This is a genomic window from Pseudoalteromonas sp. L21 (assembly GCF_021728035.1).
Lineage (GTDB): Bacteria > Pseudomonadota > Gammaproteobacteria > Enterobacterales > Alteromonadaceae > Pseudoalteromonas > Pseudoalteromonas arabiensis.
Genome location: NZ_JAKKCV010000003.1, coordinates 178,347 through 196,022, shown reverse-complemented (window position 1 = coordinate 196,022; position 17,676 = coordinate 178,347). Strand labels below are relative to the sequence as shown.

Below are 17,676 nucleotides of genomic sequence, written 5' to 3'. Positions count from 1 at the left end.
CTTGGTTTTTGACATAATAACCAGCTTACACAGGCAAACCAAGAAGACTATGGAAAATACTGAACAAACTCTTTTCGCAAAACGCTTTCGTGGCTTTTTTCCCGTTGTTATCGATGTTGAAACGGCAGGTTTTAATAAAGACACCGATGCGCTATTAGAAATCGCCGCTTCGATTTTAAAGATGGATGACGATGGCGTATTAAGTATTGACCATACCTTACACTTTCATGTTGCGCCTTTTGAAGGAGCAAACATTGAACAAGCTGCTATCGAATTTAATGGTATTGAGCCATTTTCTGCATTACGTGGTGCTGTGCCTGAAGAAGAAGCAATAAAAGAAATTTGTAAAGCTGTTCGTAAGGCGCAGAAGGCCGCGGGTTGCCAGCGTTCAGTTGTTGTTGCGCATAATGCGGCATTTGACCATGGCTTTTTAAATGCTGCTACTGAGCGATGTAAAATTAAGCGCACCCCATTTCATCCATTTGTGAGCTTTGATACGACCTCATTGGCGGGGTTAGCACTGGGTCAAACTGTGTTAGCGAAAGCATGCCGTGCAGCGGGTATTGAGTTTGACAATAAACAAGCTCACTCAGCTCTTTACGATACAGAGCGTACCGCAGAGTTATTTTGTTTAATCGTCAACCGCTGGCAACAACTAGGTGGTTGGCCGTTATCAGAACAAGCCGATACGGCCGAACAAGAGACTAAAACGTCTGAGTAATTTTACCTTCTAAATAGCGCATCAAACTAGGTGGGTAAATACGTGAAAACTGTTTACTCTCCTGGGCTATTTTTAACTCGACACCTGGGTGCATAAGCTCATTGACCTTTAAACGACTTGTGGCCAGTAAGCGAGCAATTTTCAGCTTTACCAATTGTTTCTTTTTCTTTGTATTGGCCGTTTTTATTTTAATTTGTTGCTCACTTGCCGTTATTTTATTGATGTAGTGTTCGCGTTGAGCGGCATCAGGTATTTTGTTGGCTTTTTTACGAGCTTGTTGAAGGGCACTAGCCTTAGTTGCCAATAACTTTTCAAAATCACTGATTTGTTGCTGTTTTTGCTTTAAGTCATGCCAATACTGAGCGATGAAAACACGGGTTTTTGTACCCGAGGGCGCGCCCAGTTCACCTGTTTCAATACGCATAGCATCTAAAATGTTACCACCAATAATTTTACCGCGCGGGTTATTTGCCTTACCAACACGAATAAGCCTGCGAGCACTTAAATCGCAATGCAATGCTTGACGTTCGATAAACAGATCTTGAGAACTTTTTATATGACAGTATTGCGCGTAACCAATTGAAATTGTGCGTGTAGCCTCAATATTGCACGTAAAGGCTTCGTTATTTTCGCGCTTGCGACCTATTGCCCCTAACATAATAGTGATTTCGCTTTTACTCTCAATGGTGGCTGACTCCACAAAGCCCAATACGGTGATATCGCCCGTCGCTTTAACACGCATACCATCTTTAACGTCACCACTTATGATGACGCTGCCATCAAAATCAACGTGACCTGTGCTAACATCAACATGATGAAAACATAAAACATCATCGACGCGCATACCACGAGGAAGCGCAACAGGCACACCTTTAGAGTCAGCAATCAACATATTACTGTTGATAGGGTCAATACGGGTGCCTTCAAAGGGCTCAAGCGGGAAGTCTTTACCCGCAGAGGCTGGTAACACATCACCACAAACAGTGAAACCATTCTCACCAGCGGTCGCTGGGATACGCTGCATAAGCGGCGTACCAGGGTTTACTGTAATAATGGCGCCTAAATCACGCATATCGACCTTTCCACCAGACTTAGCTTGTGGGCTCAATACTCTATCTTGTGCGGTAGGGCATAGCCGAACGAATTTTGCATCGTTGCCATCTTTAGGCATACGACCATGGGCAACAATTGCACTGTAATGTGCACCTGCAGGTTGCTTAAATTGCTGCCCCAAAAAGGTATCAAGAGCACGTAGGCTTACCCCCTTTTCTACACCTGCATCGGCCAAAGCGGCTTGGGCATCGTCCATGCTGATTATTTTTCCACCTTTGGCCGTTGTTAAACTGGCTTCTGCAACCATATTCTTTTCATCAACACTAATTGATATTGACGCGTCTACCGCTTTGGCAATGACAAGTGATTGAGTGTTATGTTGGCTACTTGGTGTGAATAATTTGCCTATATTTGCGTCTATTAGCTCAAACTCAGCATAAGAAGATTGTTCGAACAGCTCTAAAAGCTGCGAACTGGTCACCGGAAAACCAGCATCACGCGGGTGCTCAAGCAAAGAGACATATCCACTTTGCTCATCGAACGTAAACATCGACATTTGGGGAGTCCTGAAAAAAGGCCTGTTATTATTATTGTTCGTTGCTACGGAATTATTTTTTTATATGAGGTAACAACAGGCCTATTTGAGCACAACTTTAGTATTATGTTAAGAACTTGTATGCGTCAAATGTGAAATTTTGTATAAAAACTGACTTTTCCTGTTGGATTTTTCATCATTCAAAGCTACCTAGCAAAAATATCCTGATTAATGCCTTGAGTATAAACAGATTACTCAGTTATACTGCACCTACACTCTGAATGAGATATCAAATTCAGGGGCTGATTAGGATTCGACGGAATTCAAGACGCCCGAGGTGCATGTCGAGGTGCGGTTGGCCTCGTAAAAAAGCCGCAATCTAAAGTAATCGCAAACGACGATAACTACGCTCTAGCGGCATAATAGCCCGCTAGCACTTCTCCGGCGCATTCTTGTGGGCCCGGTTCTGAAGTGTCACCCTACACAAGATCGCGATGGAAACCCTGGCCGGGGTTGAAGCGCTAAAACTAAGCGGCCTCGCCTTTGCAGATCGTGTTCGTCCGAGCTGTAAAGGTTAACTAAAAGACGATACTAAGCATGTAGTACCAAAGGTCGAGGCTTTTCGGACGGGGGTTCAAATCCCCCCAGCTCCACCAAATATGAAAAAGGCTGCTCTCAGAGCGGCCTTTTTTATTACATAAAATCCTCTAAAATTAATGGTTTAGAGGCTCTACTTATAAACATCACACAACTAACTGCACAGCATCGATGATGGGTTTATTTTCAATATCAATGGTGTCGATTATTTGTTTGTGTAGGCGCTTTTTGTGCTCGGCAAAAATAGCGCGTTTTTTATCGAATTGGCTGGCAAATTCAAGGGCGGTATTAAATAAGCTGTCGCTGTCTGCGCAGGCTTGTTCGATAACATGATCCGTAGCAAGTTCGCCTGCGGTTACTCGGCGGCCTGTGAGCATCATTTCGTTAAAGCGATAGTGTGGAATGGCTTTTTTAATAAAGGCTAGCATGCCTGGTAAAAACGGAATTGATAAATCTACTTCAGGGAAGCAGAAAAAACCACGGTTGCTTTGCATAAATCTAAAATCACACGCGCAGGCTAAAATAGCGCCGTTGCCAAACGCATGCCCATTGATGGCGGCAATTACTGGCATCGGAAATAGTAATAAACGCTTAAATACTGCGTCCATTGCATGCATAAAATCACTCACTTCGTCTAGCTTTTGCGCTTTTAAAGCGGGCATTAGCCAGTCTGTGTCTATGCCTAGGCTCCATGATTTTTCATCATTTGAAGTAATAACCAGTGCTTTGTGTGCAGGGTTGGCTTCAATGTCATTTAGGCAGTTTAAAAATGCCTTTGCAAAAGCAGGGTTGTGACGATTTTCACCTGCGGCCATGGTGAGTATGGCTACAGAGCCTTGTGTTTTGACGTTCATTAATTCCATGCAGGATGCTTTCTATTTTATCTTTGAGTGTGCTTAGTTATATACCATCAGCAGATGAAAATAAACCTCTAGTCCGACCAGTTGCATGCTTTTAAACTGATTACCCTTTAGTCTAAAGAGGTGTTTAAACAGTCGTTTAACTTTGCCGAGCATGTTAGTTTTGAATCAAATAACATGATAAAGCGACGTAATGGAATTAATGAGTTGGGAATTATTAGGTGGTGAGTTATTAAGTCCGATCAGCACAATTGTATTGATTGTTGTAGCCGGCTTTACATCGATGATCTCCGCTGCGTTTGGTGCGGGTGGTGGGTTAATGTTGCTAGTGATTATGGCGTCAATGCTACCTATGGGGGTGGTGATCCCTGTACATGGGTTAGTGCAGCTTGGTTCTAACGCCAATCGCTTTTTGTTTACCTTTAAGCATATTGATGCGGCGATGTTTATATACTTTTCATTAGGCGGTGTACTGGGCGCATTAGTGGCATCGTCTATTGTGACATCGATCCCGCTAGAGCTAATGAAGATTGTTGTGGCTGTGTTTGTGTTGTATTTACTTTGGGGCGTAACCCCAAAACTGAGAGAAACATCAAAACTATGGCGAGTGTTTGCAGGGCTTTGGACAAGCTTTACTTCGATGTTCGTGGGGGCAAGTGGCCCATTGGTTGGTAGCTGCTTATACGTGAATAATTACGACAAGCTTAAGTTTACAGCCACTTTTTCAAGCTGTATGACGGTTCAGCACACGCTAAAAGCGATTTTATACGGTGCAGTGGGCTTTGCATTTTGGCAATGGCTACCTTTGGTGATATTAATGATTTTAAGCGGTGCAATAGGCACATGGCTTGGCCTAAAATTATTGCACCGCATTTCATCCGACAAATTTAAAAAGATTTTTCGTTTAGTGTTAACTGTGCTTTCCCTGCAACTTGCTTGGCAAGGAATAAGCTACGCACTTAATTAAAAGCAGGTAATTCGTTTAATGGTTTATCGCCATTAAATAGCTCAAAAACCTGTGAGTTTTTAGACTCTTTCGTCGCAATATAGACTAACGCGTCGGCAACGTCTTCGCGATTAATAACAGCATCTTGACGTGTCGCTGGTCGGGTTGTTGTGAACACTCCTGTGGCCTTATCATCCAGTAACGTACCTGGTCTTATAATGGTGTGATTTAGCCCACTTTGTATGAGGTGTTGATCAGCCATATGCTTAGCTACTAAATAGGGCTTAATGCTGCTTTCGATGTTGTCTGGTGCATCTGCGCCAATTGAGCTCACCATAATAAAATGGTTCACTTTGGCATCTACTGCATAATTTATAGCTTTAACTGCGGCCCATAAATCAATGAGTAGTGTTTTGTCTGCACCCGTTGCGCCACCTGAGCCGGCGCTGAAAATCACTTGCTCTATTCCCTCAAAAGCACGACTAAAGTCGTTTTCAAGGTCTTGTTCAACAATGGTTAAATTATTGTGCTCAATATCGGCTAGCTTGTTTTTATCACGAACCAGTGCCACCACATCATTGCCTTCGCTCAGCATTTTTTGAGTGGTCATTTTACCGATTTGCCCACTTGCACCTATGATTAAGGTTTTCATTTCAAACTCCTTCTATCTATTGGGTAATTTTCGTCGTTAACTAAAGACCTTGGGGTATCTATTTATTTTTAAAGGGGGTAAATCAAACTTTGAATTAAAAAGTGAATTTTGGCATAGTCTAAACTAGGCACATGGATATTTTAAAAAGGACTCTAAGTGAAAACATTTTCAAAAGCCTTAGTATTACTAACGGCCATTTTTAGCTATTCAATCTCGGCAAAGCCCCTTATTTCACCTTACCCAAACAGTGAACTTGAAAGCTCAATTAATTTAGCAGGCGAGCAAACTAAATTGGTGAGCCAATTTGATATGACCCAAAAAACAGCAAATCGCTTTAGTTATACTGAGCATATTGGTGATGTTAGTCATAATTTATATGAAATTAAGAATGTGGCTACCCTTAAAGTGATTGAAAACTATAAAGCAGCGCTCGTAGCAGATGGCTTTAAAATAGCTTACTCATGTGAACTTGAATTATGTGGTACAAGCAGCGATTTTGCTGACACAGTGAGCTATTTCAACCCGTATAATTACCACCGTAAACCTTATTATATTTATGCAACGAAAGGTGAAGCCCCAGACTTTGCAGTGACGGTTTTTGCTGGTCAATATCAGAATAAAACCCGTGTTATGGTTTCTTCCGTGGCAGTAAAAGAGATTGAAACAGGGTTAATTAAAGCGGATGCAGCTGGCTTTGCAAAACAGCAAAATAACAACGTAGCTAAAGCAGCAAAAGATGATGAAAGAGGCTCTAAAGACCACCCATTATTAAGCCGTTACCCTGGTAGTTATATCGAATCATATGAACAGATTGACTATGAAGAGTTTTCGTTGCCAGTTGGTGCATTCGATACAAATACTAAACAATTACCCGTTGAAAAAGTGACAGGGGATATTACCCGCATTACCTATGTAATTAGGCAAGTATCAACACTTAAAATTTACCACAATTATGTATCTGCATTGATAAAAGAAGGGTTTGAAACGGTGTTTAGTTGTGAGCACCAAACCTGTGGCAAGGACAGAAAAGCAATACAAGCGCTCGGCGATCACATAGCAATAAAACAGGTGTACAACTATCACCGTCAGCCCCGTTATCAGCTAATGAAAAGTACAGTCGAGAATCAAACAACGTATGTCGGTTTTTTTGTTGGTAACTACCAAGGTAACACGCGTGTTCAACTTGTTGTCATTCGAACAGAGCCATTACAAGAGGGTCTAGTTAAAACCAACCCCGATCAGGTATTAAAACAACTAGAGCAAAAAGGGAAAGCGGCTATTTATGGTATTTTCTTTGATTACGACAAAGCAGATATCAAGCCTGAGTCAGCGGAATCATTAAAAGTGATTGCTGATGTTTTAAATAAAAATAAACGTTTAAACCTGTACGTGGTTGGTCACACCGATGATAAAGGCAGCCCTGAGTATAACTTAACGCTGTCATCCAAGCGTGCCAAAGCCGTTGTTAAAGCACTTGTGGCTCAATACGGTATCAAAGAATCGCGTTTAACAGGCTACGGTGTAGGGCCCTATGCACCTGCCGCAACGAACAAAAACGACTTAGGTCGTCAGCTTAATAGGCGAGTAGAGCTTGTTGAACGATTAACGAATTAAACATGGCAGGGGCTTGTAAGCCCCTTGTTAAATTTTATTGCGAATAAGGTCACGCACTATAAAGCGAGCAGGGTGAATCGCTTGGCTTACTCGCTCGCTAAATGGTCTTGGTTCATCATTCAAGCAGGCAATTAAATGCTCGGCACATAAAGGAGCGCTACAGAGTCCTCTTGCCCCAAATCCTGTGAGTATATGCAGCCCTTGCTGAGGTTTTTCTAAGGTTAGGTATTGATAGCGTTTACCTAACCTTAAATTAGCAAAAGCGCTGGTATAGTCACTTTGGTCTGCCCATTCACCAGCCATGGGCAGATGATCAATAAAGGTACATCTTACCGCGGCTTTTGCTGCGGTTATCTCACCTAAGGAGTTGGCAAACTCGCTGCTTGGGTAAAAGCTAAGTAATTGCTCGCGGTTTGTTTGGTTGTCTTGCTGTTTTACTTCGCGGCTTTTCGAGTTTTTTTCAAATGTCGCTCCCATGCAGTGATGGCCTTGATATTCAGGTGTAAAATAGCCTTTGTGACAGAGTACGGTTTTTAAGCGCTTCGATGACGTACTAGCTTGAACATGGGAAACTTGCCCTCGAACGCCTACAACGGGTAATGCTTGAGTTTGGCTAAATTGGTCGCTGTGCTCACCCGCACAATTAATCACATCACTAAATGGGCCAAATGTTTGCTCTTGTGTATGTAAAAGCCAACCTGCGGCGGTTTTTTCGAGCTGTTTAATATGGCAATTAAAATGACTGTTAATCGTGCTTAGTGAGTTGGCCGCATTAAATAGTGCTGTTACCAGTGCAGGTGGGTTGACCCAGCCGCCTTTTTCAAAAAATACACCTGAATAGCCTGTGTCAACACCAGCAATTTCATCACCTTCGCAGGCGCTAACATTACGCATTAGTTCAGTTGGCCAGAGCTCTTTATTGGCAAGGTTTTGATGCTTATCGGCAAGGCCTTGTTTTACTGCATGTTGTAACACACCACACCATTGGTGAGGGTAGTCAAAGCCAGCATCAAGTAATTGCTGATAAAGGCGCATAGCATATAAAAAGCTATGGGCAAACATTTCGCTATGCGGTGAGTTTTTGGCTTGTAGGTGCGGGTAAACAGCGCCCTGAACATTATGTGAAGCGCCCATAGCAAGCGCTTCATCTTGACAAAATAATGAGGTAGTAATCCCTCTTTTAGCCAGTGAATATAGTACGCTGCTACTGGCTATACCGCCGCCAATCACAGCCACATTGTTTAACTTGCTCGTCTGGTGAGAAAAATAAGCAGGAGCAGATTGTTGCTCATTTGGCTTTACTAATTCGCCAATGAGCATTTCACGTTTTTTACCATAGCCCTTCGCTTTGCCTATAGTAAAGCCAGCCTCTATTAAACCTCGTCTTACAAATCCTGCTGCGGTGAAGGTGGCAAGGGTGGCTTTACTGCGCGAAATAGTGCGCATTTTATTAAATAGGCTCTGTTGCCACATATCGGGGTTTTTACTGGGGGCAAAGCCATCGAGGTACCAAGCATCAATGATGCCTTCACTTGTATAGCTCATAGCATCAATGCTGTCTTGTACATCGCCAAAGTAGAGATCAAGTACAACACGGCCATTAGCAAACTCGAGCCTGTGACATCCCGCTAAATTGATAGGGTAGTTTGCAATAAGTTGTTCACTATAAAGGGCTAGTGTAGGCCATGCCTTGAGTGCATCAGCAAGATCATCACGTTTAATTGGATATTTTTCAAACGAGATAAAATGTAAGCGTTTAACGGAGTTATTTAGATTAAGGTCGTGTTGATTTTGAACTTCTTGCTCTGCATGCTGCCTATCAAGGTGAGCAGCAAAATGCTGCCATGTGTTTAAAAAGTTAAGCCCTGTACCAAAGCCCGTTTCGGCAATCACAAAGTGGTTGCGGTCATGATTTTGTAATCGTTGCGAGATATTGTTTTGTTGATAAAACACATAATGCGATTCAGCTAAGCCATCGTCATTGGAGAAATAAACATCGCCAAATTCATCGGCGACGGGTGTACCAAGGTGATTAAAATGAATATTTGCGTTTTTGATCATGACTTAACTAAATAACAACGAATTTTTTTTCATTATTTTACGTGTTTTCTTTGAAATAGTCTGGCGTTATTTATAAGCTACACATTCAGAGTACATGTGTACGCTAGAAAGCTGACCACTTCGAGAGTAATTTCAGCGTAAAATAGAACATAATTTAGTATATAGCTAAGGTAATTACCCATGAGAAGAGCCGTTATTACGGGCATCGGTGTTGTATCAAGCATCGGTAACAACAAAGAAGAAGTATTAGAATCATTAAAACAGGGTCGCAGTGGTATTGCGTTCAACCAAGAATTTGCTGATTACAACCTACGTAGTAACGTATCTGGCAAAATCGATATTGATGTTAAAGAATTTGTTGATCGTAAAGCAATGCGTTTTATGGGCGATGCGGCTGCATATGCCTATATCTCAATGGCACAAGCAATTGCAGATGCTGGCCTTAACGAAGAGCAAGTTTCGAACGAGCGCACAGGTTTATTAGTGGGTTCAGGTGGTGGTTCATCTAAATGGCAAGTAGAAGCCGCAGACATCCTACGTGAAAAAGGTGTAAAACGTGTAGGCCCGTACATGGTTCCACGTACAATGGCGAGCACCACCTCGGCGTGTCTGGCAACACCATTTAAAATTAAAGGTGTTAACTATTCAATTAGCTCTGCATGTGCGACATCTGCACACTGTATTGGTCATGCGGTTGAACAAATTCAACTAGGTAAGCAAGACGTTATTTTTGCAGGTGGCGGTGAAGAACTGCACTGGACACTGGCAATGGAATTCGATGCAATGGGTGCATTGTCAACGAAATACAACGAAACACCAGAAAAAGCATCGCGTACGTACGATGCAAACCGTGATGGCTTTGTTATCTCTGGCGGTGGCGGTATCGTTGTTGTTGAAGAACTTGAACATGCGCTTGCTCGTGGTGCGCACATCTATGCAGAGATCACAGGTTATGGTGCAACGTCTGATGGTTACGACATGGTAGCACCATCAGGTGAAGGTGCTGTACGTTGTATGAAGCAAGCGATGCAAGGTATCGAAGGCGGTATTGATTATTTAAATACACACGGTACTTCAACACCTGTAGGTGATGTAAAAGAGTTAGGCGCAATCCAAGAAGTATTTGGTGGTAACTCTCCAATGATCAGTGCAACCAAAGCAATGACTGGTCACGCATTAGGTGCGGCCGGTGTTCATGAAGCGATTTTCTCACTACTTATGCTTGAAAATAACTTTGTAGCACCTTCAATTAATATTGATGAGTTAGATGAACAAGCAAAAGGCTTAAACATCGTGACAGAGCGTCAAGATGTAGAATTAAATACTGTTATGTCTAACAGTTTTGGTTTTGGTGGAACGAACGCCACGCTTGTTATGAGCAAATACAAAGGTTAATTTTATCTTGTTTGTATGAAAGCCGAGCTTTTGCTCGGCTTTTTTGTTTTTAAGCACGTAAGTTTTTTATAGATAACGGCAAAATCCTCAGAGCTGTTAACTATCCGAAAGCTGATTATTTAGTTACAATAGCGCCACTTTTCTGCTTCTCGGACACACAGATGAAAATTCTTGCAGATCAAAATATGCCATTGGTTGAGCAGTACTTTGCTGATTTTGGTGATGTTGAGCGATTTGATGGCCGTAACCTAAAGCCTGAGCAACTTAAAGGGGTTGATATACTTTTAACGCGTTCTGTTACAAACGTAGATAAAGCCTTATTAACTCAAGCAGATAAATTAAAATTTGTGGGTACAGCAACCATAGGTGTTGATCATATTGATACTGAATTACTTGCTGAGCGAAATATTGCCTTTAGCAGTGCACCTGGTTGTAATGCCGTGGCGGTTGCAGAGTACGTAATTAGTAGCCTATATGCTTTAAGCCAAGAAAATGCCAGCTCTTTGCAAGGTAAAACTCTTGGAATTGTAGGTGTTGGCAGCATTGGTAGTTGTTTACGCGATAAGCTAAGTCAGTTAGGAATGACACTTCTATTATGTGATCCGCCAAAGCACGAAGCAGGTGAACTCCCCAACCATACTGATTTAGACACTCTATTAGCTAATGCCGATATTGTTAGTTTTCATGTTCCTTTAGTGAAACACGGCCCACATAAAACGTTGCATATGCTAGATAAAGCACGCCTGAGCGCACTTAAGCCAGGTATGACCATTATTAATGCAAGCCGTGGCGATGTGATTGATAATCAAGCGTTACTTGACGTGTTTGAGCAAGGTGCAAAATTAGACTGTGTACTTGATGTATGGGAAAACGAACCCACTATATTGACCCCTCTGCTTGATCACGTGCGCTTTGCCAGCGTACACATTGCAGGGCATACACAGGAAGGAAAAGCGCGCGGTACGCAAATGCTTTACCAAAAAGTCTGTGAACTAGAAGGGGTTGCTGCACTTAAATCGTTAGAAGATTTTCTACCAGAACCTATTTGTCATGCCGTCACACTAGGCGAAACATTTTGCTTGGATGATATCGGCCGACTGGTGCATTTAATTTATGATGTGCGTCGTGATGATGGTATCTTGCGCAGCAAGCTTAGTAGTGAGGGTTTTGATAGTTTACGTAAAAATTATCCGCCACGACGTGAGTTTAATACTTTGTCGGTGGCCGCAAACAGTGCGTGTGAAGCTACATTAGCTGCACTGGGATTTAGAATTAATGAATAGAGCATTAGCTTTATTCTCATGAGGAAAACACATGTCGCAAAAATTTAATGTTGCAGTTTTAGGTGCCACAGGTTTAGTAGGTCGCCAAATTATCGATACGTTAGAAGATCGTAAGTTCCCAGTTGACCAATTATTTTTACTTGCAAGCAGCCGTAGCGCAGGTGAAGAAATTCAATTTCGCGGTGAAGCGATTGAAGTACTTGATGTAGAGGGGTTTGACTTTAGCCAAGCACACATTGGTTTATTCTCAGCTGGTGGCAGTGTCTCTGAAAAGTATGCACCAATAGCTGCAGAAGCAGGGTGTGTTGTTATCGATAACACATCGCACTTTAGAAACGATTTTGATGTACCCCTTGTTATTCCTGAAGTGAACGCATCAAGCTTAGCTGATTTTAGAAACCGTAATATTATTGCCAACCCAAATTGCTCGACCATTCAAATGCTAGTGGCATTGAAACCAATTTATGATGCCTACGGTATTGATCGTATCAATGTGTCTACCTACCAAGCCGTGTCAGGTGCAGGTAAAGAAGCGGTTGATGAGCTGGCAAAACAAACAGCAAACTTAATGAATGCACGCCCTATGGATAATGCTGTTTTTCCTAAACAGATTGCGTTTAACGTTATTCCTCAAATCGATAGTTTTGAAGACAATGGCTACACGCGTGAAGAAATGAAAATGGTAAACGAAACACAGAAAATCCTTGGTGATAGCAGTGTTGTTGTTAACCCTACGTGTGTGCGTGTGCCAGTATTTTTTGGCCACAGTGAAGCAATTAACATTGAAACGCGTATGCCGGTTGATTTAGAACATGTAAAACAGTTACTACATGATGCCGAGGGGGTTGAGCTTATTGATGATTTAGCCGATTACCCAACAGCGGTCTCTGATGCAAGCGGCAACGATACTGTTTACGTAGGTCGTCTGCGTGCAGATATTTCTCATCCGCACGGACTAAATATGTGGGTTGTGAGTGATAACACTCGTAAAGGCGCAGCCACAAATAGTGTGCAAATTGCAGAAGAGCTAATTGCAAACTATCTTTAAATCTGATGATTTAGGCTGAATTAAAAACGGAGAAAGCGGCGAGTTGCCGCTTTTTTTGTGAATTCACTGCCAAATTATTGCCGCATACGCCGTAAAAGCGTATAAACTTAACCATAACAATAAAAATATATCTCAGCCGCGATTATTTAAGCTATTTACTATCAATGTGTTGCAATAGATATTGTAGCCCAACTGGTTTATAGTTTGCAGCTGGAATAGAGTTTGCAAGAAAACATAATTAAGAATTCAATTCTGCAAGAATTACTCAATGTTTAAGCAACGACAGTTGCTGCGTTAACATTTAAAACACGAAAGGATCAGCATGCGCGGTTTAGCTACACTCTTTTTATTAGCGTCTGCATTGGTGATAACACCAACTTACTCTAATGAAGGCACCACTCTTAAAGGCCCCAAAGGTGTCGATTATGGTGCGCAGGGGCGCTCAATTGGTCCAATTAAGCCGACCGATACTTTATGGCGTATTGCGGCTAAAGTTCGCCCTGATAACTCAGTGAGTATCTATCAAGTCATGCAGGCTCTGTATGAGAAAAATCCATCATCGTTTCTTGATCAAAACCTTAATCACATGCGTGATGGCGCCTATCTTAAAATCCCTACAATTGCGGAAATGCGAGCTGTTAACGCAACGCTTGCAAAAGCACGTTCTGAGCAAGACGATGAATTATGGGAGAGAAAGAAAAATGGCACGTTAACGACAGCACAAATTAATGAATCTCAAAAGAAAGTAACGCAAGCCCGTAAAGTTGATGTTGATGAAGCTAAACAAGAGTTAAAGCAAGAAATTAACACCATTAAAGCTGAGCAGGGTACGCAACTGGTTGAGTTGCAAAAGCAATTTAAGTCCTCTGTAGAAAATGTTGAAGAGATTTTAGAAGAGAACAATAAGTTAAAAAACCAACTTACGGGTATTTCTAAAGAGCTTGAAACTGTTCGTAATCAGCTTGGCCAAGATAGCGAAATTCAAAAGCAACTTAAAGAGCTGATTGATAAGCAAAACGAAATAATTGAGCAGCAAAGAGCAAAAAAGATTGAACAGGACAGTGGGATTAACTTTTCGTCTCTTTTGAGCAACCCATTTGTTCTGGGCGCATTAATGTTTATTCCTGCATTACTGGTTATTGGCGGCGTGATTATGTTTTTGAAAAAACGCAACCGCAGTGAACCAGAGTCGACAGATGACGATGAGTTTTTGCCGCAGAGCCCAAGCTTCTCTTCCGAAGAAGAGCTAGATCCTATAATTGACTCTGATCCCCTTGTACCTGAGCCTGAGCAAGATAGCGATGATCTCAGTGTTCGTCTAGATGATGACGATTTAGAGCAAGATATGCTGCCTGATGATGACATTATTTTTGATGACAGCATAGATGATGCCTTTGATGAAGACGATGACAATGTTTTAAATCAAGACGAGCTTGAAGGACTCTTGAGTGACGATATTGTCTTTAATGATGATACGCCAGAACAAGCGATTGAAGATGATGAACTTGATTCATTCTTACAGCAAGACTTTGACCAATCTGATGATGACGGCTTAGGCGATGAAATTGATCTCGATAGCGAAGCATCAGGTGCAGACACTTCTGGTGATATTTTAAGCGCCGATGATATTGATAATTTATTTGAAAACGATGACAGCCTTGATGATTCGCTTGAATCAAGCTCTTCAAATGATGAAATGGCCGCCTTAAGTGAAGAACTTGCCGAAGAAGACTTTGATATCGATAGCTTGATTGATGAGCAACAAGACGCAGCAGATGATACACAAGCAAGTATTGATAACGATGATATTGATGATCTACTCGACGAACCTTCAACTGAGCCTGATGCGGAACTGATCGATGAAGACGATTTCGATATAGATAGTTTAATCGATGAAGCACAAACAGACGACTCTGAACCAGCACCTGTTGAAGAAGGTGATCTTGTTGATGTAGATGAAGCAGAGGATGCCTTTGACCTAGATGATATTGACTCACTTATCGACGAAGCCGCAGAAGAGCAAAACGATGAACAAGCTCCAGTTGAACCAGACGCTGATGCACTCGTTGATGAAGATGAAATAGAGGACGACTTTGACCTAGATGACATTGACTCACTTATCGACGAAGCCGCACAAGATCAAAACGATGAACAAGCTTCAGTTGAGCCAGACGCGGATGCACTCGTTGATGAAGATGAAATAGAGGACGACTTTGATCTAGATGATATCGACTCTCTTATCGACGAAGCCGCAGAAGAGCAAAACGATAAACAAGCTCCAGTTGAACCAGACGCGGATGCACTCGTTGATGAAGATGATATTGAGGAAGGCTTTGATTTAGATGACATTGACTCACTTATCGACGAAGCCGCAGAAGATCAAAACGATGAGCCAACACAGGTTGAGCCAGACGCGGATGCACTTGTTGATGAAGACGAGATTGATGATGCACTCGATGTCGATGATATTGACTCACTCATCGATGAAACCGCACAAGAGCAAGCGGATGAGCCAGCACACGTGGAGCCAGACGCTGATTCACTCGTTGATGAAGATGACATTGAGGACGACTTTGATTTAGATGATATTGACTCACTCACCGATGAAGCTACAGAAGAGCAAGCGGATGAGCCAGCACAGGTTGAGCCAGATGCGGATGCACTTGTTGATGAAGACGAGATTGATGATGCACTCGATGTCGATGATATTGACTCACTTATCGATGAAGCTGCAGAAGAACAAAGCGATGAGCCTGCATACGTTGAGCCAGACGCGGATGCACTTGTTGATGAAAATGAGATTGATGATGCACTTGATGTCGATGACATTGACTCACTCACCGATGAAGCCGCAGAAGAGCAAGCAGATGAGCCAGATGCGGATGCACTTGTTGATGAAGACGAGCTTGATGTCGATGACATTGACTCACTTATCGATGAAGCCGCAGAAGAGCAAGCGGATGAGCCAGATGCGGATACATTTGTTGATGAAGACGACATTGATGATGCACTCGATGTTGAAGATATTGACTCACTTATCGACGAAGCCGCAGAAGAGCAAGCGGATGAGCCAGCACACGTTGAGCCAGATGCGGATGCACTTGTTGATGAAGACGACATTGATGATGTACTCGATGTCGATGATATTGGGTCGCTTATCGATGAGGATGAATTAGATGATTCACTCAATGGTGATGACGAATTAGCACTTGATGATATTGATGAGCTAATACAAGAGGCAAATGAATTAAAGCAAGATACGCAAGCACAAATTTCAGAACTCTCTGATTCAGAGCCCTTATCTGAGCATGATGAAAATCTCACTGACTCACTCGAAGATCTTGCTGATGCAGAACAAGCAATTGATGATGCCCGCGTAGAGGAGCTTGCATCGGAGTTAAACGATGATGCAGACATTGACGAAGTTGATATTGATGAAGCTATCAACACTGACTTTAGTGAAAACAGTGATGACTTGCTAGATGATGACGATAGCTTAGATGAATATGATGATCCATCATTAAAGAGTGTTGATGAGCTTCTTAGCGAAATTGGTGAAGAGGAAGAGTATGTCGCAGCACCTGACTGGTCAATAGATGAACCAAATGAAGATTTTGAAGAAGTAGAAATCGATCTTGGCGATGATCCGCTCGCTGAAGAAGAGCCTGTCGATGACGTTGATTTAGACGCTGACGATGAGCCATTATCACAAGATATGGTTACCCCAAGCCAAGAGTTGGAAGAGTATCCAGAGCTTGAATTTGATGAATTAGAAGCAGACGAGATTGCCGACGAAACAACCAATGAAACAGAGTTAACCCCGAGTCAAGCAGAGCAAGACTTAGCAGACTCTCTTGCCACGGCGAGTGTCGATCAGCTAGACGATGACTTTGACGATGAGATTCTCATCGACAATGAGTTTACAGAAGATGACTTACTCGACTCTGATGACGAGAACACACAAGAAGATGATAACCTACTTGACTTAGGTACTGAGCACGAACAGGAGCAGACACTAGCTGATAAAGAGCCAGCTTCAACGGATGACTTCAGTGATATTTCAGATGATGATATCGACGATGATTTCATGGCTGATCTTACGCAAACAGACTTTGATGCGTTATTGAATGAACTTGCCGAACCTGATGATAGCCATGTTGCCGATGCCAGTGAATTTGATGTTGATTTTAATGCGCTTCTAAATGAAGACCTACAAATTGACGACTTAAATAATGATGAGCTAGAAGCTACAGAACCTGACAGCACTTCAACAGAGACTACGGCCAGTGATGAGTTTGTGGATATTGATTCATTGCTAGAGCAAAGTGATGATGAAGCGCTTGATTACGAGCCTTATGACGATGTGGATATGGATGTCGGCTTAAGTGACTTTGATGACTTACTAGCAGGTGATAACCCTACAGACGTTGATGCAGAGAGCGGTGGTTATTCTGCCAAGCTTGATTTAGCAAGAGCATATATTGAAATTGACGATTTTGATTCAGCTTTACAGGCTATTGAAGATGTCATCAACAACGGCCCAGATGAAGTGCAAGCAGAGGCACAGTCGCTAAAGGCGAAGCTTAACGGGTAAAGTCATTTTTGACTAGAAAACCGAGCTATTTGAAGTGACCCCCACTCGTTGGATAATCCAATTACTGGGGGTCTTTTTATATCCAAACTCATCGTGCTTCATATGCTGAAAAAATTGACTTTTGCCTAGTTCATCACTTGCTTATTACAGTACAGAATCTAATTGTCATTCATAAATAATGCTGCTAACTTGTTAAAATTAAAAAGTTAGTGCTATTTTTCGGCCTTAAGTAATTGGAAATTTGGCTTAGTGTTATGGCATAAGCTTGGTATTTATTTAATGACACCTACTGGCAGGTAAGCATTAATAATTACTGT

At 42.1% G+C, this 17,676-nt stretch carries 11 protein-coding genes and 1 other RNA gene; 8 read left to right on the top strand and 4 right to left on the bottom strand.

The genetic code is table 11. The annotated features are described in order from the left end of the window. The first annotated feature begins 49 nt into the window (after window positions 1–49). The gene (rnt, locus tag L3V41_RS09740; RefSeq protein ID WP_237115056.1) at window positions 50–721 is read left to right on the top strand and encodes a ribonuclease T; all 672 of its coding nucleotides are present in this window, start codon (window positions 50–52) and stop codon (window positions 719–721) included. Here the strand turns inward: rnt and L3V41_RS09735 are convergent. Continuing rightward, on the bottom strand, window positions 705–2,330 hold the full coding sequence (locus L3V41_RS09735; protein ID WP_062570588.1) for a FapA family protein: 1,626 nt from the start codon (window positions 2,328–2,330) through the stop codon (window positions 705–707). The two genes, rnt and L3V41_RS09735, sit on opposite strands and share 17 nt — an antisense overlap. A gap of 277 nt (window positions 2,331–2,607) precedes the next feature. On the opposite strand from L3V41_RS09735, the gene ssrA reads away from it, so the two are divergent. Then, window positions 2,608–2,965, top strand: a transfer-messenger RNA (tmRNA) gene (gene ssrA, locus L3V41_RS09730). Window positions 2,966–3,052: 87 nt separating this feature from the next. Here the strand turns inward: ssrA and L3V41_RS09725 are convergent. After that, the gene (locus tag L3V41_RS09725; RefSeq protein WP_237127637.1) at window positions 3,053–3,760 is read right to left on the bottom strand and encodes an enoyl-CoA hydratase/isomerase family protein; all 708 of its coding nucleotides are present in this window, start codon (window positions 3,758–3,760) and stop codon (window positions 3,053–3,055) included. A gap of 208 nt (window positions 3,761–3,968) precedes the next feature. Between L3V41_RS09725 and L3V41_RS09720 the strand changes: the two genes are divergently transcribed. Continuing rightward, the gene (locus L3V41_RS09720; RefSeq protein WP_193988940.1) at window positions 3,969–4,733 is read left to right on the top strand and encodes a sulfite exporter TauE/SafE family protein; all 765 of its coding nucleotides are present in this window, start codon (window positions 3,969–3,971) and stop codon (window positions 4,731–4,733) included. Here the strand turns inward: L3V41_RS09720 and L3V41_RS09715 are convergent. After that, window positions 4,726–5,364 carry an SDR family oxidoreductase gene (locus L3V41_RS09715; RefSeq protein ID WP_237127636.1) on the bottom strand — a complete coding sequence of 213 codons (639 nt, stop codon included), beginning with the start codon at window positions 5,362–5,364 and terminating at the stop codon, window positions 4,726–4,728. The two genes, L3V41_RS09720 and L3V41_RS09715, sit on opposite strands and share 8 nt — an antisense overlap. A gap of 156 nt (window positions 5,365–5,520) precedes the next feature. Between L3V41_RS09715 and L3V41_RS09710 the strand changes: the two genes are divergently transcribed. Beyond that, entirely contained in the window at window positions 5,521–6,978 is a 1,458-nt protein-coding gene (locus tag L3V41_RS09710) for an OmpA family protein (protein ID WP_237127635.1), read from the top strand. A 27-nt stretch (window positions 6,979–7,005) separates the two neighbouring features. Here the strand turns inward: L3V41_RS09710 and mnmC are convergent, their stop codons facing one another. Further along, window positions 7,006–9,039, bottom strand: coding sequence for a bifunctional tRNA (5-methylaminomethyl-2-thiouridine)(34)-methyltransferase MnmD/FAD-dependent 5-carboxymethylaminomethyl-2-thiouridine(34) oxidoreductase MnmC (gene mnmC / locus L3V41_RS09705; RefSeq protein ID WP_237127634.1), 2,034 nt, complete (start codon window positions 9,037–9,039; stop codon window positions 7,006–7,008). Window positions 9,040–9,219: 180 nt separating this feature from the next. On the opposite strand from mnmC, the gene fabB reads away from it, so the two are divergent. The 4 genes from fabB to L3V41_RS09685 all read left to right on the top strand — a co-directional run bounded on the left by fabB (window position 9,220) and on the right by L3V41_RS09685 (window position 17,359). Next, window positions 9,220–10,434, top strand: a complete 1,215-nt coding sequence (gene fabB / locus L3V41_RS09700; protein ID WP_237127633.1) for a beta-ketoacyl-ACP synthase I — start codon at window positions 9,220–9,222, stop codon at window positions 10,432–10,434. Between the two features lie 161 nt (window positions 10,435–10,595). Next, on the top strand, window positions 10,596–11,717 hold the full coding sequence (locus L3V41_RS09695) for a 4-phosphoerythronate dehydrogenase (RefSeq protein WP_237115076.1): 1,122 nt from the start codon (window positions 10,596–10,598) through the stop codon (window positions 11,715–11,717). 31 nt (window positions 11,718–11,748) lie between these two features. Beyond that, window positions 11,749–12,765, top strand: coding sequence for an aspartate-semialdehyde dehydrogenase (locus L3V41_RS09690; RefSeq protein ID WP_062570635.1), 1,017 nt, complete (start codon window positions 11,749–11,751; stop codon window positions 12,763–12,765). Window positions 12,766–13,087: 322 nt separating this feature from the next. Next, window positions 13,088–17,359, top strand: coding sequence for a FimV/HubP family polar landmark protein (locus tag L3V41_RS09685; protein WP_237127632.1), 4,272 nt, complete (start codon window positions 13,088–13,090; stop codon window positions 17,357–17,359). Window positions 17,360–17,676 lie beyond the last annotated feature (317 nt).

Bases quoted from the DNA above. Each gene is read 5' to 3' on its own strand.
- rnt (WP_237115056.1), top strand. From the start codon at position 50: ATGGAAAATACTGAACAAACTCTTTTCGCAAAACGCTTTCGTGGCTTT.
- L3V41_RS09735 (WP_062570588.1), bottom strand. From the start codon at position 2,330: ATGTCGATGTTTACGTTCGATGAGCAAAGTGGATATGTCTCTTTGCTT.
- L3V41_RS09725 (WP_237127637.1), bottom strand. From the start codon at position 3,760: ATGAACGTCAAAACACAAGGCTCTGTAGCCATACTCACCATGGCCGCA.
- L3V41_RS09720 (WP_193988940.1), top strand. From the start codon at position 3,969: ATGAGTTGGGAATTATTAGGTGGTGAGTTATTAAGTCCGATCAGCACA.
- L3V41_RS09715 (WP_237127636.1), bottom strand. From the start codon at position 5,364: ATGAAAACCTTAATCATAGGTGCAAGTGGGCAAATCGGTAAAATGACC.
- mnmC (WP_237127634.1), bottom strand. From the start codon at position 9,039: ATGATCAAAAACGCAAATATTCATTTTAATCACCTTGGTACACCCGTC.
- fabB (WP_237127633.1), top strand. From the start codon at position 9,220: ATGAGAAGAGCCGTTATTACGGGCATCGGTGTTGTATCAAGCATCGGT.
- L3V41_RS09695 (WP_237115076.1), top strand. From the start codon at position 10,596: ATGAAAATTCTTGCAGATCAAAATATGCCATTGGTTGAGCAGTACTTT.
- L3V41_RS09690 (WP_062570635.1), top strand. From the start codon at position 11,749: ATGTCGCAAAAATTTAATGTTGCAGTTTTAGGTGCCACAGGTTTAGTA.
- L3V41_RS09685 (WP_237127632.1), top strand. From the start codon at position 13,088: ATGCGCGGTTTAGCTACACTCTTTTTATTAGCGTCTGCATTGGTGATA.